Origin of the sequence: Rossellomorea sedimentorum, assembly GCF_046237645.1 — a bacterium.
GTDB classification, from domain to species: domain Bacteria; phylum Bacillota; class Bacilli; order Bacillales; family Bacillaceae_B; genus Rossellomorea; species Rossellomorea sedimentorum.
Map to the genome: position 1 here is coordinate 1,238,885 of NZ_CP143546.1, position 19,321 is coordinate 1,258,205.

The window sequence follows — 19,321 nt, forward strand, 5'->3', positions numbered from 1 at the left end:
TTATTTCAGTATAAAAAAAGTGGCAACAGAAAGCAAAAGGCATAAAAAAAGAACCGCAAGCATTACTTGCGGTCCTGATTGATTAAATGAACATCCCGGCGATGGCTGCACTCAAGAGAGAGGCCAATGCACCAGCAGCTACTGCTTTCAAACCAAGTCTTGCGATATCTTTCCGGCGGTTTGGTGCAAGATTACCAAGTCCACCAAGCAAGATGCCCAACGAAGAAAAGTTGGCAAATCCACATAGGGCAAAACTGATGATAGCAACTGTTTTATCAGATAACTGTTCAATTTGTGGAGCAAAATTGGAATAGGCGACAAATTCATTGATGACAAGTTTTTGTCCAATAAAGTTCCCCGCAGTTACCGCTTCACTCCAAGGAACGCCTATCGCAAAGGCGAGCGGAGAGAAGACATAGCCGAGAATCAGTTCGAGCGACAAAGCTTCCAGTCCAATTAAGCCGCCGAGTAGGCCAAGTATACCGTTGACCAGGGCAACGATGGCGATGAAAGCAAGTAGCATGGCACCGATATTCAATGCTAGTTCCAGGCCGACAGATGCCCCTCTTGCTGCAGCATCGATAACATTCGTCGATTCTTTATCAGTTTCCATCTCGAATTCCTTAGGCTCAGGTTTGTCGTCCGTTTCAGGAACAAATAACTTGGCCATGACCAGCCCGGCTGGTGCAGCCATAAAGCTTGCTGCGAGTAAGTATTCTAAAGGAACTCCAAGCAACGAGTAACCGATCAATACAGAACCGGCTACAGAAGCAAGACCGCCTGTCATTACAGCAAATAATTCTGATTCCGTCATTTTTGGCAAGTAAGGACGTACGACTAAGGGTGCCTCTGTCTGGCCGACAAATATATTGGCAGCTGCCGACATGGACTCCGCTTTTCTGGTTCCAAGTAACCAAGAAAGTCCTCCGCCCAGAATCAAAATGAAGAATTGCATGATTTTCAGATAGTATAACACTGAAATCAGGGATGAGAAGAAGATAACAACTGGCAGGACATTGAATGCAAATACAAATGCAATATTGGATTCATCAGTGAACAGTCCGCCAAAGAGGAAGTTAATTCCCTCATTTGAATAGTTGATAATGTTGTTAACTACTTTCGTAAACTCCTGTAATACTGCCTGTCCCCATCCGGTTTCCAAGACGATAAAGGCAAAGAACAGCTGAATGGCAAGTCCACCTAAAACAGTTCTCCAGTTGATTGAACGCTTATGCGTTGAAAATAGAAAAGCTATGGCCATTACAGTTAAAACCCCTATAATACCCCAAATAAACTGCACATTTCTCACCTCGTATGTAATATTCTCGTTAGGATAGTAAGGTTACTTTAAAATTTAAATATTGTAAACCCTTTATTTGATTTTTTTGGTGCCTTTTTATTATGTTATATTTCAATCTTTTTATCCGGTGTGAAATAATATAATGGGTTCTCTTTTATCAGAGATCTTTTTACTTTCCCTGGATATTTTTTTAATGCCCTATAAATTACGTTTTAGTGTATAAAGTTATTGAAAGGAATGATGCTTATGAAAATAAGAAAAAGTTTGGCCGGCGGTAAAGAACGAAAAGTATTCATCTATGAAAACAAGAAAGAAGAGTATTTTATGGTGGCCATCCCCTCAATAGAATGGTCTGTGGATTTTACATATGAAGCTGAGGATTTGAGAGAAATTCTGACTAACTCAATCACTACTGCTGTGGGGAATAAAGAGGAAGCTGCCGAATTAGCCGCACGTGTCTATAATTGGACAAGGGAAATGTAGCCTTGCCCCATGTTTATATTGCAAACAGCAATAGGAAAGAATATGATGAAACAGTGAGATTTTAAAGATGAGAGGTAATTTTTAAATGACTAAACTTAAGGATGAAGTTCTTTCCAGAAGAACGTTTGCCATAATATCGCATCCCGATGCCGGTAAGACGACATTGACGGAACAATTGCTGTTGTTCGGGGGAGCCATCAGGGCTGCCGGTACAGTTAAAGGGAAAAAGACCGGAAAGTTTGCGACTTCCGACTGGATGGAAATCGAGAAGCAGAGAGGAATTTCCGTAACGTCTTCAGTCATGGCATTTGACTATGACGGATATCGTGTAAATATTCTGGACACCCCAGGACACCAGGATTTCAGTGAGGACACCTACCGTACACTTATGGCTGTGGACAGTGCTGTGATGATCATTGATTCGGCAAAGGGAATAGAGGCACAGACCATCAAGCTGTTTAAAGTATGCCGGATGAGGGGGATTCCGATATTCACCTTCATCAACAAGCTCGACCGGCAGGGAAGGGAACCCCTTGAAGTATTGGAAGAATTGGAAGAAGTACTTGGGATAGAGTCTTATCCTATGAACTGGCCAATCGGTATGGGGAAGGAATTCCTCGGCATCTATGACCGTCATTATAATCGCATAGAGCAGTTCAGGGTAGAGGATGAGGAACGGTTCCTGCCGCTGGATGAAAATGGAGAATTGATCGGTGATAAAGAACTTAAATCGTCTGGTCTGTATCAACAGGCTTTGGAAGACGTCCAGCTCCTGAATGAAGCCGGTAATGACTTTTCAGAAGAGAAGATTGCTAACGGAACATTGACGCCTGTTTTCTTTGGAAGTGCTCTGACCAACTTTGGGGTCCAGACATTCCTTGAAACCTATCTGCAGTTTGCTCCGTCTCCTCAGCCTAGAAAAGCGGATATCGGACATGTTGACCCTGCTAAGGAAGATTTCTCAGGATTCATCTTCAAGATTCAGGCCAATATGAACCCTGCGCATCGTGACAGAATCGCCTTTGTTCGAATTTGCTCCGGGAAATTTGAAAGAGGAATGAACGTCACACTGGCCAGAACAGGGAAGTCCATCAAACTGTCGCAGTCCACACAGTTTCTTGCTGATGACCGCAGCACGGTGAATGAAGCGGTGAGCGGTGACATCATTGGTCTATATGACACAGGCACATACCAAATCGGCGATACTATCGTGGAAGGGAAAGAGGTCCTTCAGTACGAGAAGCTTCCTCAATTCACACCTGAACTGTTTATGAGAGTAACCGCCAAAAACGTGATGAAACAAAAGCATTTTCACAAGGGTATCCATCAACTTGTACAGGAAGGCGCCATTCAGCTATATAAAACATTACGTGCGGAAGACATCATCATCGGTGCCGTGGGACAACTTCAATATGAAGTCTTTGAGCACCGCATGAAAAACGAATACAATGTCGATGTCATCATGGAAAACATCGGAGGCAAAATCGCACGCTGGATTGAAAACGAATCTGATGTGAAAGATTCCATGTCCAGCTCAAGAAGCCTGCTCGTTAAAGACAGGCATGACCGGCTTGTGTTCTTGTTCGAGAATGACTTTGCAATGAGATGGTTCCAGGACAAGAATCCGGATATCAAGCTGTATAGTTTACTGTAATGGACTATGAACAGAGGGAGGTCGTTTACCCCCCTCTGTTTTTTTATTGGTGAATTTTAATTAGGATTCGAAATTTAATAGGGTTGGAAGCCTCTCTATTTGGAACCGTTGTAAACTTCAAATTACTTATGGAATAAAAAGGGATTAAGATATAAAATAGAAGTTAAAGGAGAGATGCTAATGATTTTGAAAGAACGTGTTGAAAAAGACGAGTTGAAAATTCTCAGGTCGCTGGATGCAAGAACTATTTTAGAAGGAGAGGCAAAAACCAATCTGATTTCTTCGGAAAAAGGATACCAAGGGGAAGTGAAGTTTGATCAATGGGCTGTACCGTTGCACAAAAAAATGGTGTTCCTGAATGATCTGCTGCTTGAACATCAAGGCTCACCTTTTCAAATTGATTCCTGTGCATTTGCTTCCAGCACTATATTCCACTTTGAAGTCAAAAACTTTGAGGGAGACTATAAAATAAAGGAAGGTGTGTGGATTAATCCTCTCGGAAAAGAGATTAAAGATCCGTTACTACAGATGAAAAGAGCTCAATCCCTCATCCGACAGCAGGCTCAAAAACTTGGGTTCAACCCTCTTGTTGAATCGCACCTTATTTTTGTAAACCCCGAATTTCACCTTTATAATCCCCCTGAAAACCCGTGCATTATTTATCCAACTCAGTTAAACAGGTTCATGAGGAAATTCCAAAGTAAGTAAATTAGATATGAGGCTAGCGGAGAAGCTTTTAGCCCTTCATATCAATGAGTCTCCTTATTCCAGGCTTCCCGATTATAAATTTGAGGATCTCCGGAAGGGAATTCTCTGTTCTAATTGTTACAATTTTTATCGTTCAGCAGAGGGAAGGCTTTTGGTTTGCGACTGTTTTGGCGGCAAAGAGAATACCCAAAAAGCTATCTTTCAAACTGCAGAAGAGTTCAAGCTTATGTTTCCTCATGAGAAATTGACTACAAGTAAAATTTACGCAATGTGCGGAATTATTAATGATAATCGAACGGTTAGGAGAGTTCTTTCGGCTAACTATGAAATGATAAGTTCAAGAAATCATGCTTATTATGTTGAAAAATAATAAATGCCTATATTGAAGTCTCTCAAGGCAAGAAAAGCCCAAAAAGAGAGTGAAAAGTGTCTTGAGGGAATCTCTCAAGGCAATGAGAGCCTAAAAAGAGAGTGGAAAGTGTCTTGAGGAAGAGTCTCAAGGCAAGAAAAGCCCAAAAAGAGAGTGAAAAGTGTCTTGAGGAAGTCTCTCAAGGCAAGAAAGGCTCCAAAAGAGAATGGAAAGTGTCTTGAGGAAGAGTCTCAAGGCAAGAAAAGTTCAAAAGAGCATGGAAAGTGTCTTGAGGGAATCTCTCAAGGCAATTAGAGCCCAAAAAGTGAGTGAATAGTGTCTTGAGGGAGTCTCTCAAGGCAATGAGAGCCTAAAAAGAGAGTGGAAAGTGTCTTGAGGAAGAGTCTCAAGGCAAGAAAGGCTCCAAAATAGTATGGAAAGTGTCTTGAGAGGTCCTAGAGGCAAAAAGAGAGAAAAAACGCAGCTCAAACTGCCTCTAGACACCTTCTAAAGTCAAAAAGGTAACGACACTCCAGCCCAAATGGAACCAATTAAAAGAAAGGGACTATAGAAAAATCAAAAAAATTATCAGAGGTAGTTTATAGCCCTTACTTTAACAAAAATGTTACACTTAAACAGGAAATAAGAACTATTAAATATAAAAATCTAATTAGGAGTAGAGGCACAAATGAAAAATACATGTATCAACTGCGGAGTCTCAATTCCTTTTTATGAAAAAGGGTTTTTGACAATTCAAGGCGAGGAAGAGTTGAACTTCAGCAGTTTCTCGTTTTCGGGTGAACGTTCAAAAAAATACACTTACCAAATCAACTATAAAAGTTTCGGTGAGTTATTGAAGATGCTTCATGAATTGGAGCCAGTCCTGTCTGCAGGCAGCTGGGCAGCGGGAATATCGGCTGAGCTTCACCAGGATAGCAGGATTCTTCCTTTCAGCGATTTTAAAAAGCGGATGGATAATCGGAAGACGGTTGAGTTCATTCAGAGTGGGAAGCTAATCAGTCATTTTCAGCCTATCATTGATTTGAAAAATGATATTCTATATGGCTATGAATCATTGCTGAGGTCGGGAGATAATGATTATGAAATATCTCCGGGGGTCCTGTTCCAAACCGCCAATGAAACTGGCCTGCATTCCTTATTGGATCAAAGAGCCCGGGAAACAGCGATCCGCTGCAGGAAAGATCAACTAACAAAGGGGATAAAGAGTTTCATCAACTTCCTGCCGTCGACCATTTATAATCCGGAGTTCTGTTTGCAGCATACATTCGGTTTCGTAGAGAAGTATGATGTGGACCCCGCCGATCTTGTTTTTGAGGTGGTAGAGACGGAAAAGATCACTGATGTTGAACACTTGAAGAGTGTGTTTGAAGTCTATAAAAGAGAAGGGATGAAAGTAGCCCTGGATGATGTCGGGGCAGGATTCGCGACCTTGGAAATGCTCAGCAGCCTGAAGCCCGATTATGTAAAAATTGACAGGTCGTACATAGATCACTGTGATTCTAATAAAGCTTCCCAGTCATTTCTCAAGGAGGTAACCCATATTTCAAGGGAGTTGGGGGTACGTGTCCTTGCAGAAGGAATTGAAAGAAAAGAAGAACTGGAGTATTGTAAATCAATCGGCGTGGATTTGGCACAAGGGTATTATATCGGCAAGCCGTTAAAAGAAGCGAAAGTTCCTCTTCTAATCTAAGGGGAATTACACATGAAAGAGGGATTTTCTGCCCTCTTCTTTTTTATGGCGTTTCCGTAAATTGCGTCCGGAGTAATCAATAGGATCTTTGAAAAGTTGAGTAGCTCTTTTATTTCCTGCTTACCAGGATATTTAATGCATTTGCTTCCGGAGTGCCTAAAGACAGGATGGTCACTTCTCCAGTTTTCTTTGCTTAACCGAGATTAACTTCATTGGCTGGTCTCTTGAATCTTTATCCAGGATTTTCCCGATACTAAATATGCTCATGTAAAGCCTTAAATGTTGATTGACTGTGGTACAAGAATTATAGTAAGTGTAAATCCGAAAATTTATGAAGAGTGTCTGCCAGGGAAGGGGATTTTGGATGAAGATAAGTGATTTTTCTATTAGGAGACCTGTTTTTACAATCGTAACGATGTTTTTAATATTGATTTTGGGAGGAGTCTCACTCCTGAGGATTCCTCTTAAATTAATTCCAGATATCAATCCGCCGGTCGGTGTGGTTGTCACTACATATGAAGGAGCTAGTCCAACGGAGGTTGTTGAAAAGGTAACGAAACCACTGGAAGATACACTGGCTACTTTGCCAGGGATCAAAAGTATTCAATCGACTTCGCGTGAGGGATCTAATTTTATCCTGCTTGAGTTCTCATGGACTACTTCAATTGATGAAATACAGGATGAAGTACTTCAGAGGCTGGATAGGACGCCTCTTCCGGATGATGCAGAAGATCCGCGTTTCCTGAAATTTGATCCAGCACAATTCCCGATCATCCAAGTTTCATTAAAAGAAACCGTAGAGGCGGAAAACCTCCAGAACCTTGCGGAAGATCTGAAACTTGATTTGACCAAAACTGAAGGGGTGGCAAGTGTCAATGTCTCCGGTGTGAATGCAGAGGAGATAGCCATCGAACTCGATCAGGATAAGCTGAAAAAATACAAGCTGACGCAAAGTGATGTTGTGAATACGATCAGGGCGAACAATATCACAATGCCGGGGGATACCATTACAACTGGGGAAAAAACGTTGACGACAAGGGTTGTAAGTCAGCTTAACGATGCAGAGGAAGTGGCTGGCCTGGTCATTGGGAAAGACCCTCAAACCGGTGAAAATATTAATCTTGAAGATGTGGCCACTGTTGAAAAGAGAAAACAGGAAAGTAACACGATCACAAGGGCGGACAGGAAGGATGCGGTCCTCTTGAGTGTTCTACAGCAATCGGACGCCAATACTGCAGAAGTTTCAGAGGCTTTTCAGGATAAGCTTACCGAGCTGATGGACCAGGATCGATATGAAAATATCGAAGCTGATGTCCTGTTTGATCAGGGAGATTACATCAAACAGGCAATAGGAAATATAGCCAACTCCTTAATCATCGGCGGAGCATTTGCCATGCTTGTATTATTCCTGTTTTTAAGGAATATCAAGAGCCCTTTGATTATCGGGGTAGCCATTCCTTACTCAGTTATTGTGACATTTGTCCTTATGTTTTTTGCCGATTTTGCGCTGAATATCATGACGCTCGGTGCGCTGGCTCTAGGTATTGGTATGCTGGTGGACAATGCGATAGTGGTGATTGAAAATATCTATCGTCACCTTTCAATGGGAAAAGACCCGAAGCAAGCGGCAAGGGACGGGGCCAAAGAGGTGGGCACAGCGATTACGGCCTCTACCCTGACAACTGTTGCAGTGTTTCTGCCAGTGGTATTTATCTCCGGTTTGATTGGGCAGTTGTTCACAGAGTTTGCATTGACAATCTCATTTAGTCTTTTTGCCTCTCTGGTTGTTGCACTGACAGTAATCCCGATGCTGGCAAGCAGGATGTTGAAGACACCTAAGGGCAACCATGAAGCGCAAAGAAGGCGCTCGAAATCAATGAAGACATTTGAGAGAAGCATACATTGGTCCTTGAGACACAGATGGGCGGTTTTGTTGACCACCACAGTTTTCCTCGCAGCCGGAGGTTTCGGCCTGACGACGGTAGGTACGCAATTCCTGCCTCCAACGGATGAAGGATTTTTTAACATGAACGTGAAATTGGAAAATGGCGCATCCTTGGAAGAGACCAATAGTGTAGTCGAAGCAATTGAAGATGTGCTCCAAAAAAAAGAGGCAATTGATGTCTATGTATCGTTAACAGGAACAAATCAAGAGCAATCCTTCAGAGGCCAGACAAATAGGAATATCGCAGAAATATACGTCAAATTGACTCCCCTTGAAGAGCGGGATATATCTGTTTTTAAACTTGTTGATCAGTTAAAGCCTGAGGTGGAAAAAGCTGCACTGGCTCAAAATGAAACGGCGAATGTAGGATTTAACTTGCAATCCACATCCGGTCAAAGTCCGCAGACACTTAGTTTCAGTGTCAGAGACACTAATAGTGAAAGGCTGGATGAAGCGGTTGAAAAGATACAACAGAGCCTTCAGTCAGCCCAATATGTAACAGAAATAAAAACAGATCAAGAAGAATTGATTCAAGAGGTCCAATTGAAAGTTGACCGGGAAGCTGCCCTTGAAGAAGGACTGGTGCCCGCCGGTATAGCACAGACCGTCAATGATGTGACCCGCGGTGTCCCGGCTGCGCAGATTGTTGGGGAAAATGATGATATTTATACAGTTTTTGTCCGCTATGACAGGACGATTACTGAAAATCTTGACCGGTTGAAAAAATTAGAAATTCAAAATGCTCAGGGACAGTTTATCCCCCTTGATAAGGTTGTCGATTTTAGTGTTGAGGACGGTCCTGTCAGGATTCAAAGAATTGACCAGCAAGGTTCTGTTCAGTTTACATTGAAATATTCCTCAGAGACGAATCTTGGGGAAATCTCACAAATAGTTGATGAGGAAATAGCCGGTCTGGATTTGGCGGAAGAAACAGAGGTAACATTCTCAGGAGACAGGGAACTTATGGAAGACTCCATCGACGATATGGTACTTGCCATTGGATTGGCGGTCATCCTTGTCTATATCGTAATGGCTGCCCAATTTGAGTCCTTCAAATATCCTTTTGTCATAATGTTCACAGTTCCCCTGATGATTATCGGTGTGTCCTTGGCGCTTACATTGACGAGGACACCTGTCAGTATTTCGGCTGTCATAGGGGTCATTGTGCTTGCCGGAATTGTCGTCAATAATGCAATAGTGATTGTGGATTATATCAATCAAAAGAAAGCAGGCGGAATGGACAGCTATGAAGCAATAGTAGAATCTGTTAAAGACAGGGCAAGGCCGATATTAATGACGGCATTGACTACTATACTGGGATTGGCACCCCTCGCACTTGGCATAGGAGAAGGAACGGAAATCAACCAGCCGATGGGCATCACAGTCATCGGAGGATTACTGAGTTCCACCCTCTTGACTCTTTATGTCATACCGGTCATTTACAGTCTTTTTGATAAGAAGACGCGAAGAATGAAAAGAAGTAGAAGAGCATATCAATAATCATAAGATTAAAATCTTTGAGTACTTCATACCTCAAGATAGAACTCCAGCGCTGTTCTATCTTGAGGTTTTTTTGTTTGTATGACTGAAGGAAGTATAAACAGGGGGGAGATTATGGCCGGCTATTTCATAACAGGATTTCCAGGATTTATCTCGAATGAGCTTATAAAGAAGTTGTTAACGTGTCAAAAGGAGAGCGTGATTTATTGCCTGCATCTGCCTTCAATGAGAGCAAAAGCCTTGATTGATGCCAAGAGAATTGAAGCTGAAACAGGGACATCCGGCAAAATCATACTCATTGAAGGGGATATCAGTCAGGAAGGGTTGGGGCTAACCCCTTCTGTGAAAGAAAAGCTGGAAAAAGAAATTGATTTTGTTTGGCACCTGGCAGCTATATATGACCTATCCGTTCCCTATAAGAAAGCTTATAAGGTAAATGTAGTGGGCACCCAAAATATAAATCAATTCTGCCTGGAGCTGCATAATCTTATGAGGTATGTTTATTTCAGTACCGCATTTGTGGCGGGTGTCCGGGGCGGCAAGCTGCTGGAAACGGAATTGGTTAAGCCTGAATGCTTCCATAATCATTACGAAGAAACAAAATTTGAAGCGGAATGCCTTGTCGAAGAAATGAAAGAACATATCCCTGTAACGATATTCCGGCCTGGAATTGTCAAAGGCAAATCCGATACTGGTGAAACGAGCAAATTTGACGGTCCTTATTTTATTATGAATATGTTTCACCGCCTTTCTTTTTTACCGATCATCCCTTTAATCGGGGATGGAGACAGTTTTGTAAATATTGTCCCCGTTGAGTATATTACAAAAGCCTCTATTCATTTGGGGCATCATCCGGCAGGGATTGGTAAAACGTATCATTTAACTGACCCAAATCCTTATAAAATCAAAGAAGTTTACAGCTCTATTTTATGGGAAATGAACGGCAAAAAACCTATTGGGAAAATCCCGCAGGTTCTGGCTTCCTCGTGTTTAAAATTTTCCCCTTTCCGCAAGTATTTGCGGGTGGAAAAAGAAGCATTGGATTACTTTGCCTGGAATGGCTTATTTGATTGCAAGGGCACCTTACAAGACCTGAAGTCGACTGGTATTGCCTGTACAGACTTTTTAGAAACAGTAGGCAGCATGGTTGAATTTTATAAAAAAAATTGCGACAAGCCCGAGTATCATGTCCTGGTGGATTAAATCCACTTAAAGTATCCGGACGATGGCGGAATAGAGGCAGTGAATAGAATGATTCCTTTGAATTGTAAATAAAAGTAATAAGAGTTCCATCTCTGTGCAAACTATCAATAGCGAGACATAATGGAGGAGATGGAATGAGAGTGGATGCATAATAAATCGATAAATAAGCTCGAAGCCATCTTGTGGAGTATTGCTCTTCCTGGTTTTCCACAGCTATTAATAAATTCAGTCATAAAGGGTATTTTTTTTGTTGCGCTGGAATTTCTGATCAATGTCCAAAGCAACTTCAATGAAGCCATCCGTTTAAGCTTCCTCGGTGAAACCAGATTGGCAGCTGAAGTGATTGATTATCAGTGGCTGATGTTTTATCCCTGTCTGTATATGTTTGCTATGTGGGATGCCTTTAAAAGCGCTGAAGGCGAGAGAGATAAGTACTCTTTCCTACCTTTCGTATTCACTGCCTATACAGTAACGACAGGCCTGATGGTTTCACCTAAGATCTTTATTAATGAAATTTTTATAGGACCGATTTTTTTTCCGATGCTTTGTGTTCTGCCGGGAGTGGCAGCAGGACTTCTCGTGAAATACTTCCTGCAAAGGCGAATATAGAGTGTTCAAGTGCCTGGCATATTTTTTAAAAGATTCTGAGTATGACCTCTGCTTAAAGAAGGCAGAGGTTTTTTATGATCCTACTCTTGACAAATTATATATTACGCTTTAGCTCAATAAGTTCACTAAACCTAACCCAGTCTTCAGATAAATTGAGAGTGATAAAAGAAAAAGCCGCTTTTGTAAGCCTTTACTTGGTGAATGCGAAAGCTGCTTGAACAGGTTTTTTAAGATTTTTTTGTAGTAGGTTCTTCCTTTGTGAAAGGAAGGCAGTATTCAGTGGGATTACCGTGCAATTTACTGGAGAAAGAGGCTAAAAAAATCTACCAAAGAAGAAAAAGTTGTACAAAAAAGTTTTCTACCCCCAAAAGAATTCGGAAGTCTTCGTAACCTTGTAAAGAAGCGATCGCTTGAAAATAATATACGAGGTGAACACATTGTCAAAACTATCAAGAACATCATTGGCATTATTAGCAGCAGGTACTGTATCATTTTCAACTACATTTGTACACGCAAATGAAAATGATACAGAAACATTTGAAAAAGTAGAATTTAAAGCAGAAACAGAAGATGCAACCAACGTTATAGTAAACGATGAAACTGTGGTGCAAGAAGAGACTATGGAAAAGGAATCTCCTTCATTAGTGCCGGGAGACTTCTTTTATTTTGTTAAGGTAGCATTAGAAAAAATTAAGCTTGCTTTAACAGATGATGATAAAGAGGCAAAACTGCTGGCTGAATTTGCGTCTGAACGTTTAGCGGAAGCACAGAAGTTATTTGACGCTGGAGAAGAAGAAAAGGCAATTGAAACGATTGAAAAAGCATTGGAAACAATGGAGGAGGCTGAAGCTGAAGAAGCGATAGAGGAAGAATCTGCCGAGAACGATGAAGCCTCTGATCAAGATGTTTCGGACAAAGAGGGCACAGAGGTAGAAGAGGTAGAAGAGGTAGAGGACGGACAAACTGAAGAAGCAGCCGCTGAAGATGGAGAAGAGGCAATTAATGAAGTAAAAGAAATTCTAGCGCAAAATATCATCGCGCTCCAAGCTGCGCTCGATAAGGTAAACAATCCTGTGGCTAAAGCGGCTCTTCAAAAAAATATCGAAAAAACCTACAAAAAATTTGCTGTGAAATTGGCTGAGCTAGAAGAAGAGCTGGAAAATGTTGAACAAGAAAATATTACAGACCCACTGATTAATGACAGTGAAGACAAAGAAGAGGGATCTGAAACAGTCGAAGCAGAAGAAGCAGAAGCTGCACCAGTTGTTGTCCCTTCATTGAAAAAGGTTGAAAAAGAGCAAGAAAAGGCTGCTAGTAAGCAAGCCAAAGCAGAAGTAAAGGAAGAGGAAGCCCAGAAAAAAGCAGACAAAAAACTAGAGAAGATCGAGCAGAAGCAGGAAAGAGCAGAAGAGAAAGCAGAACGTAAAAAGGAAAGAGCAGAAGAGAAAGCAGAACGTAAAAAGGAGAGAGCAGAAGAGAAAGCAGAACGTAAAAAGGAAAGAGCGGAAGAGAAAGCAGAACGTAAAAAGGAAAGAGCGGAAGAGAAGGAAGAACGTAAAAAGGAAAGAGCAGAAGAAAGGGCTGAAAGATAACAGGAACATAAAAAAAATCAGCCGAGAAGGACAAAGACCATGAGAATAAAGGAAATAACAATAATTAGAGCGGCAATCAGCAGGAATAAGAACGTTTATTCGGAACATTAGTCTATGAAGGGGGCCTCTTTTTACTGCATCTTTTGCAAAGTCAGTATGAAAGAGGCAGCCTTTACCATGCTCAAATCCCTTTAGGATTGCTTTTAACATGATATAATAAGGGTCGAAATGAGGTGAGACTAATGCTGAATGTATTATTAATCTTTGCAGCAAAGAGAAACAAAAAGGACAAATTGGAAACACTGGCCAAAGAAATACAAAATGGTAATGAAGAAGTTCTGAATCAAGTCCTCGAGGATTATAAGCCGTTCGTGAAAAAGACGGTTTCTTCGGTGTGCAAAAGGTACATTTTTGAGAGTGATGATGAATTCAGCATTGGTTTTATAGCATTTCATGACGCTATTCTAAAGTACAACAGTGATCGTGGAGCTTCACTCCTAAGTTTTGCTGAAGTGATTATAAAAAGAAAAGTCATCGACTATATCAGGATGAATGGAAGGCACCAAATCATCAGTGTCGAAGTAAGTAATGAAACCGAAGAAGGAGAAATGCAAAACAAGTTAACTGATACTATCTCTATGGAAGAATATGATCGCAAGAAGATCACTAATGAAAGAAGAGATGAGATAGTGGCATTTACAAAAAAATTGGAGGAATATTCTCTTACCTTCAGTGATTTAGTAAAAAACTCTCCCAAACATGAAGATGCCAGAATTAATGCTATCTCCATTGCAGAGGTGGTTGTTACTACACCTGCCTTACTGGAATACCTGCAGGAAAAGAAACGCCTGCCAGTTAAATTATTGGAAAAAGAAGTTGGATTCAGTCGTAAAACAATAGAAAGAAATAGAAAATATATTATTGCCATCTCCATTATTATGTTGGAGGATTTTTATTATCTGAAGGATTACTTAAAAGGGCGGATGAAACAATGAAAAAAGGAATCGTTATGGAGGTTAAATCTGACACAATCATCATGATGACTCCTGAAGGTGAGTTTATTAAGACACGTAAAGAGCCATCTGTACATTATGAAATTGGTGAGGAGCTGACTTTTTTACCCCAGCTGGAAGAAAACAAAACCACCGTTCTTCAGCGATTGAGGCAGAAACTGCATGTTAAGCCGGTATTATCAGGGGCAGCAGCGATTCTAATGGTATTATTTATCCTTCTTCCTGTATTAGAGGACCCTGAGGTGTATGCATATGTTTCCGTGGATATCAATCCCAGCTTCGAGATGACTATCAATCAAGACAAAGAAGTGATAGATATCAAACCGTTTAATACAGAAGCGGAAGAGATGCTGGATGAAATGCCGGACTTGGAAGGAAAGTCAATCATTGAGGTAACAGAAGAAATTATTGATGTTAGTACGAAGAATGGCTATCTGGGAACTCAAAAGAAAGTTGTCGTCACCACAGTATTTACGGAGGAAGCCGACAATACAGATAGAGAATCGATTGAGAAGGAGATCAAGCAGCTTTCAAAAGAGAAATTAAATAAAGGAACAGCGGATATCTCAGTAGTCGAAACAAGCATTGAAGCCAGAGAAGAAGCAATAGCCGTAGGGGTGACGGCAGGACAGTTATTAATACAAAAAGAAGAAAAGCAGAAGAAACAGTCTATGACAAAGAATCCCAAGGAGAAATCAATACCTAAAGAAAAACCTCAAGCATCAAAAAAGAGTGTCGGTACAGACCAGTCAAAAGAGGTACCCGCAGCAGAAAAACAAGCTGCTAAACAAGAAAATTCCCTTAAATCAAATGGTAAACCAAACTTATCTACTAATAGTGGTGAGAAGAAAGATAAACAACATAATGCTAAAGGTAATGGGAAGGATACCCAAGATTCCGAGAAAAAACCGTCAAAGGAAAAGCATCGCGGTGATGGCAGTTCGAACGGTCATGAAAAAGATGATAAAACTCATAAAAATAAGTTTAAAGAAGAAAAGGAAGAAACGCCTCAAAAGGATAAGGATAAAAATGATAAGATAAAAAATGAAAAACATCATAAACATTCATCTGGAAACAAAAACGAAAAAGAAGAAAAAGAAGATGAAGAAGAAGACTAAACAAGGCTGCCAACAGGCAGCCTTGTTTAGTTACAAAGCAGAAGGACTTGCAGCCCTTCACCACTTCGATTATTTTCCTTTAAGCTGTGTTTGAGCTTGTTGCACTAGACGTTTGGTGATTTCTCCGCCGACTGAACCGTTTGACCGGGAAACAGTGTCAGAACCAAGTGTTACTCCAAATTCCTGGGCGATTTCATACTTTACTTGATCCATAAATTGCTCTACGCCAGGGACTAATAATTTATTTCTTCTAGCCATTGATAGTTCCCTCCTTCTTAAAGATTTTGTTTCTACTGTTATCTTTTCTCTAATGCCGGAGAAAATGAGTGGTAATTTTTCGCATGCCTGGTGAAAAGAATGTATATTATCCAATCGCATGAAAAGAAAAATCGTGGAAAAACTAAAACCAGTACACATTAAAAGGAGATGGTCACGATGGCTAAACGAAAAGCGGAATTTGATGCTGCAGAGAAAAATAACAAGACACCGAGAAAAAACCTGGCAGAGCAAAAGGACTTTAGTGCAGAGTTTGCACAAGATGAAGACCCCGCTAAAGCCAAAAACAGAAATTCAAAACATGGCAGGGAAGGCAGGATGAATAATGAAAGATAATCCTAAAAAGCAGAATGAAAAACAAAACTTTAGAGAAGAATTTGGAATGGAATTTGGGGATTTCAACGCCGCAAAGCACTTTGAGACTGCTGAGGCGAATAAAAAGCAGAACAAGAAAAGAGATTGCTGAATACAACATAAAAATGTTAAGCCGGGGGCTTAACATTTTTATTTGCCACTAGTATTTAATTTTGCTTTTGTAAAAGCTTCGATGCAGGAATGGTAAAGAGCTGTGCTGCCCCGGAGGCTGGTTCGTAATAGGCCAGGAGGTAGCAGGACTCCCCTTCAATTCCTTGAGAAGATGGAGTAACAGAAAGTTTTTCTACAAGCGTATGCTTGTGCAGGTCTTTCTCATTCAATCCTAACCTTGTAAAATCCTCCCCGGCTATTGTCGGATCTTGGATAATCAGCTGATACAATTCGGAGCGGTCGCGTTTTTCCAGAATCGACTGCCACCATGCCTTCCTAGGCTTATATCGCTGGTTTTTCAAATAATCATATTTCATGATGGCTTCTATTGTAGGGAGCAGTTCATTTCTTGTCTCTGACAGGAATTCATGTAGCCTCTTGAATAAGTCTTCAAGCTGGTGACCGATCCTCGACCACCCTCGTTCCTCCCAGTAGGAACCGAAGCTTTGGAAGAAATCAAATGGTGTCTCAAACACATGGGTGACGAGGTATTCGATCGTTTGATCCATACGATGGTCGTTCCAATACTTTTCCAGCACATCCTCAACCTGTTTGATTCTTACAATATCATCAAAACTTAGAATATTATTGCCGAGTATTTCATACGGAGCATTGTCCATATAGATGTAATCATGTTTATCGGCATTGATCCTTAGCCCTGTACCCCGGAGCATTTTAAGGAAACCAAGTTGAAGTTCTTCAGGCCTTAAAGCGAATACATCATTGAACGTCTTGCGGAATGATTGATAATCTTCTTCAGGCAGACCTGCAATCAAATCGAGATGCTGGTCGATTTTCTTTCCGTCTTTCACCATAGTGACAGTTCTTGTCAGCTTGGAGAAATTCTGCTTTCTCATGACAAGATCATTGGTTTCGTCGTTCGTGGATTGAACGCCAATTTCGAATCGGAATAATCCAGCAGGCGCTTCCTTATTCAAGAAATCAATGACTTCGGGGCGCATGATGTCTGCTGTGATTTCAAATTGAAAGACCGTCCCAGGGAGATGTTCGTCTATCAGGAAACGGAACATTTCCATTGCATAGCTTCGGCTGATATTAAAAGTCCTGTCAACAAATTTAATGGTTTTGGCACCATGCTCCATAAGGAAGCGGATATCCTCTTTCACTTTTTCCCTGTCGAAGTAACGAACCCCGACTTCAATGGAAGAAAGACAGAACTGGCAGCGGAAAGGACATCCACGGCTGGTCTCAATGTACGTGACGCGTTTGGATAAGTGTTTTAAGTCTTCCTCAAACCGGAACGGAGAAGGAAGTTCTCTTAGATCGAGTTTATTTCTTTGCGGATTGATTTTTACTTTACCTTCTTTTAAATAGCCGATGCCATTTACTTCTTCCCAATTTTGTTCTCCGTAAATTTGTCCAAGAAGGCTTTTAAAAGTTTCTTCCCCTTCTCCAATGACGAAAAAGTCTACTTCAGGCAAACGTTCAAGCCAATAAGGGACATCGTAGGACACCTCGGGCCCCCCCAAGATGATGACAGTTTCGGGAGAGATCTTTTTCAGCATTTTGACTACGGAAATTGTCTCTTCTATATTCCATATATAACAGCTGAAGCCGATTACATCAGCCTTCTTTGTGTAGAGATCCGACACAATGTTCATCAGCGGATCTTTAATGGTATATTCCGATATTTCTACATTATACTCAGGTTCTGAAAATGCCTTCAGGTTCCTGATGGCTAAATTGGTGTGTATATATTTGGCATTCAGGGTGCTTAATACAGCTTTCTTCATTCTAAAAACTCCTTTATGTATCTAACTTTCTGGAATCAAAGGGCCGCCAATAAGTTAGACCAATAGTACTTTAACATTGTACCCAAGCCCGCCTTCAAACTCAATGTTATTCGGTATTTTGTACTATTTCCAATTTCTATGAAGGATTTTGGCATATAAGGTGAGAATATGTAGTTAGATAAATAAGCTCCTTTCGTAAGATCGTTGCTTGCTGATCTCAACTCCAGGTGCCTGCCCCGAGTGGCTTAGCGCTGGACAGAACGCGCGTTATTCATGCTGGAGGTCAAATACCCTGAGATTCTATAACTGAAATTTTAAAAAGGTAAGTTTCACAGCATATAGATAAAAATCTGCCATATAAAAAGACCGGCAACGATGCCGGTCTGAGTTATGTGAAGCTGGAATAAAGAGTGTTGGGTAACACCGTTAATATTTCATGTGCTCGGTATATTTCTTTTTAGAGTTTTTTAAATCTTTCAGCAATTCAACAAGCTTGTTTGTTTTCAATTCAATTAATGGCTGTGTCAAGGAAGTCAATGGGCGGCTTGACAACAACACCGTCAAGAAAAATGACGCCGCAACCAGTAATAGAATCGACTGGGTGGGAGGGAGGAAATCCTCATACGGGCTTTCCCTGAAAAATTTGATAAAGAAGCCGTGTATAAGGTACACATACAGTGTGCTCGCTCCCCACTTAGTAAAGAAATGCCTGCTCTTTGGCACAAAGGAAAAAAAGCTGAAAGACATGGCGATATTCAATAGATAGACCATGCTTCTCGCAATCGGGCTGAAGAGGTCCTTTCCCCCAAGCTGTTCATAAGACTTCGACCCCAGCAGCCACTTATCTGAAAACTCCGGGACCAGCAACATAAACACAAATACTGTTGCCGGAATAAGCACTGCAGCCATTCGCACCTTAGCTGTCCCAAGCCTGGAAAAATGATCTTCCTTCAGGTAGTAACCAAGCAGAAATAGGGGGAAGAACACAAAGGTCCTGGAAAGGCTGAGGTAATTCGATACACTGTCAACAAAGCCAATGGCAATTCCGATCGCAAACGCAATGAATAAAGCTTTATTTTGTGAAAATTTCCATTTGCGGACAAATATATAAAGCAGGATATTCCAGCAGAATAAGCTTAATAAAAACCACATGGACCATTGTGGGTCATAAATGTCTATCGTCAAATTGCGCTTATTATATAGGAAGTAGTAATAGACTGAATAGATAATTTGAAATAAAAGGTAGGGTAAAATCAGTTTCTTAAATAATTTCGGGATATAGCCCTTTTTGTAAAACCCTTTAGCAAAAAAGCCTGAAACAATTATGAATGCAGGCATGTGGAATGTATACAACGTTTTATATAACGCCAGCACATAGGGGTCATTCTCGATGAAGGAACGGATAAAATGTCCGAATACTACCAAGAAGATTAAAATGACCTTTGCATTATCGAAATAGTGATTTCTAGTCTTTCCCATGATGTTCACCAACTTTTAGTAGTTTGAAAGCCTGACTTCAGGGCTTGTTACCGCCGTGATTATATTCCTGCCTTTTACGGATGATGGGAAGAACCGCGGACG

16 protein-coding genes are annotated in these 19,321 nt (G+C 41.0%); 12 read left to right on the forward strand and 4 right to left on the reverse strand.

Annotated features, from left to right (window positions below; translation table 11 throughout):
- Positions 1–82: 82 nt before the first annotated feature.
- Positions 83–1,300: a NupC/NupG family nucleoside CNT transporter gene (locus V1502_RS06095; RefSeq protein WP_409253477.1), complete on the reverse strand. Its 1,218-nt coding sequence runs from the start codon at positions 1,298–1,300 to the stop codon at positions 83–85.
- Between the two features lie 246 nt (positions 1,301–1,546).
- On the opposite strand from V1502_RS06095, the gene V1502_RS06100 reads away from it, so the two are divergent.
- The 10 genes from V1502_RS06100 to V1502_RS06145 all read left to right on the forward strand — a co-directional run bounded on the left by V1502_RS06100 (position 1,547) and on the right by V1502_RS06145 (position 15,185).
- Positions 1,547–1,783 carry a YueH family protein gene (locus tag V1502_RS06100; RefSeq protein WP_409253478.1) on the forward strand — a complete coding sequence of 79 codons (237 nt, stop codon included), beginning with the start codon at positions 1,547–1,549 and terminating at the stop codon, positions 1,781–1,783.
- A gap of 85 nt (positions 1,784–1,868) precedes the next feature.
- Positions 1,869–3,437 carry a peptide chain release factor 3 gene (locus V1502_RS06105; RefSeq protein ID WP_409253479.1) on the forward strand — a complete coding sequence of 523 codons (1,569 nt, stop codon included), beginning with the start codon at positions 1,869–1,871 and terminating at the stop codon, positions 3,435–3,437.
- A 180-nt stretch (positions 3,438–3,617) separates the two neighbouring features.
- Positions 3,618–4,145 (forward strand): nuclease-related domain-containing protein, encoded by a 528-nt coding sequence (locus V1502_RS06110; RefSeq protein WP_409253480.1) that lies wholly within the window; start codon positions 3,618–3,620, stop codon positions 4,143–4,145.
- 1,037 nt (positions 4,146–5,182) lie between these two features.
- On the forward strand, positions 5,183–6,205 hold the full coding sequence (locus tag V1502_RS06115) for an EAL domain-containing protein (protein ID WP_409253481.1): 1,023 nt from the start codon (positions 5,183–5,185) through the stop codon (positions 6,203–6,205).
- A gap of 364 nt (positions 6,206–6,569) precedes the next feature.
- The gene (locus V1502_RS06120) at positions 6,570–9,650 is read left to right on the forward strand and encodes an efflux RND transporter permease subunit (RefSeq protein WP_409253482.1); all 3,081 of its coding nucleotides are present in this window, start codon (positions 6,570–6,572) and stop codon (positions 9,648–9,650) included.
- Positions 9,651–9,764: 114 nt separating this feature from the next.
- Positions 9,765–10,853 carry an SDR family oxidoreductase gene (locus V1502_RS06125; RefSeq protein WP_409253483.1) on the forward strand — a complete coding sequence of 363 codons (1,089 nt, stop codon included), beginning with the start codon at positions 9,765–9,767 and terminating at the stop codon, positions 10,851–10,853.
- Between the two features lie 144 nt (positions 10,854–10,997).
- Positions 10,998–11,462, forward strand: coding sequence for a hypothetical protein (locus V1502_RS06130; protein WP_409253484.1), 465 nt, complete (start codon positions 10,998–11,000; stop codon positions 11,460–11,462).
- A gap of 437 nt (positions 11,463–11,899) precedes the next feature.
- Positions 11,900–13,054 (forward strand): DUF5667 domain-containing protein, encoded by a 1,155-nt coding sequence (locus V1502_RS06135; protein ID WP_409253485.1) that lies wholly within the window; start codon positions 11,900–11,902, stop codon positions 13,052–13,054.
- A 242-nt stretch (positions 13,055–13,296) separates the two neighbouring features.
- Positions 13,297–14,049 (forward strand): RNA polymerase sigma-I factor, encoded by a 753-nt coding sequence (sigI, locus tag V1502_RS06140; RefSeq protein ID WP_409253486.1) that lies wholly within the window; start codon positions 13,297–13,299, stop codon positions 14,047–14,049.
- The gene (locus tag V1502_RS06145; protein WP_409253487.1) at positions 14,046–15,185 is read left to right on the forward strand and encodes an anti-sigma factor domain-containing protein; all 1,140 of its coding nucleotides are present in this window, start codon (positions 14,046–14,048) and stop codon (positions 15,183–15,185) included. Before sigI ends, V1502_RS06145 begins: the two co-directional genes overlap by 4 nt.
- Positions 15,186–15,254: 69 nt before the next feature.
- Here V1502_RS06145 and V1502_RS06150 read toward each other — a convergent pair whose 3' ends face one another.
- The gene (locus V1502_RS06150) at positions 15,255–15,443 is read right to left on the reverse strand and encodes a small, acid-soluble spore protein, alpha/beta type (RefSeq protein ID WP_409253488.1); all 189 of its coding nucleotides are present in this window, start codon (positions 15,441–15,443) and stop codon (positions 15,255–15,257) included.
- Between the two features lie 177 nt (positions 15,444–15,620).
- On the opposite strand from V1502_RS06150, the gene V1502_RS06155 reads away from it, so the two are divergent.
- Positions 15,621–15,797 (forward strand): hypothetical protein, encoded by a 177-nt coding sequence (locus tag V1502_RS06155; protein ID WP_409253489.1) that lies wholly within the window; start codon positions 15,621–15,623, stop codon positions 15,795–15,797.
- Complete coding sequence (locus V1502_RS06160; RefSeq protein ID WP_409253490.1) at positions 15,787–15,927, forward strand: hypothetical protein; 141 nt, start codon at positions 15,787–15,789, stop codon at positions 15,925–15,927. Before V1502_RS06155 ends, V1502_RS06160 begins: the two co-directional genes overlap by 11 nt.
- Before the next feature lie 55 nt (positions 15,928–15,982).
- On the opposite strand, the gene V1502_RS06165 is transcribed toward V1502_RS06160, so the two are convergent.
- Positions 15,983–17,740, reverse strand: coding sequence for a B12-binding domain-containing radical SAM protein (locus V1502_RS06165; protein WP_409253491.1), 1,758 nt, complete (start codon positions 17,738–17,740; stop codon positions 15,983–15,985).
- Positions 17,741–18,166: 426 nt separating this feature from the next.
- Positions 18,167–19,219 carry an acyltransferase family protein gene (locus tag V1502_RS06170; protein WP_409253492.1) on the reverse strand — a complete coding sequence of 351 codons (1,053 nt, stop codon included), beginning with the start codon at positions 19,217–19,219 and terminating at the stop codon, positions 18,167–18,169.
- Positions 19,220–19,321: the final 102 nt, after the last annotated feature.

Bases quoted from the DNA above. Each gene is read 5' to 3' on its own strand.
- V1502_RS06110 (WP_409253480.1), top strand. From the start codon at position 3,618: ATGATTTTGAAAGAACGTGTTGAAAAAGACGAGTTGAAAATTCTCAGG.
- sigI (WP_409253486.1), top strand. From the start codon at position 13,297: ATGCTGAATGTATTATTAATCTTTGCAGCAAAGAGAAACAAAAAGGAC.
- V1502_RS06155 (WP_409253489.1), top strand. From the start codon at position 15,621: ATGGCTAAACGAAAAGCGGAATTTGATGCTGCAGAGAAAAATAACAAG.
- V1502_RS06105 (WP_409253479.1), top strand. From the start codon at position 1,869: ATGACTAAACTTAAGGATGAAGTTCTTTCCAGAAGAACGTTTGCCATA.
- V1502_RS06130 (WP_409253484.1), top strand. From the start codon at position 10,998: ATGCATAATAAATCGATAAATAAGCTCGAAGCCATCTTGTGGAGTATT.
- V1502_RS06120 (WP_409253482.1), top strand. From the start codon at position 6,570: ATGAAGATAAGTGATTTTTCTATTAGGAGACCTGTTTTTACAATCGTA.
- V1502_RS06170 (WP_409253492.1), bottom strand. From the start codon at position 19,219: ATGGGAAAGACTAGAAATCACTATTTCGATAATGCAAAGGTCATTTTA.
- V1502_RS06125 (WP_409253483.1), top strand. From the start codon at position 9,765: ATGGCCGGCTATTTCATAACAGGATTTCCAGGATTTATCTCGAATGAG.
- V1502_RS06100 (WP_409253478.1), top strand. From the start codon at position 1,547: ATGAAAATAAGAAAAAGTTTGGCCGGCGGTAAAGAACGAAAAGTATTC.
- V1502_RS06145 (WP_409253487.1), top strand. From the start codon at position 14,046: ATGAAAAAAGGAATCGTTATGGAGGTTAAATCTGACACAATCATCATG.
- V1502_RS06160 (WP_409253490.1), top strand. From the start codon at position 15,787: ATGAAAGATAATCCTAAAAAGCAGAATGAAAAACAAAACTTTAGAGAA.
- V1502_RS06115 (WP_409253481.1), top strand. From the start codon at position 5,183: ATGAAAAATACATGTATCAACTGCGGAGTCTCAATTCCTTTTTATGAA.
- V1502_RS06165 (WP_409253491.1), bottom strand. From the start codon at position 17,740: ATGAAGAAAGCTGTATTAAGCACCCTGAATGCCAAATATATACACACC.
- V1502_RS06150 (WP_409253488.1), bottom strand. From the start codon at position 15,443: ATGGCTAGAAGAAATAAATTATTAGTCCCTGGCGTAGAGCAATTTATG.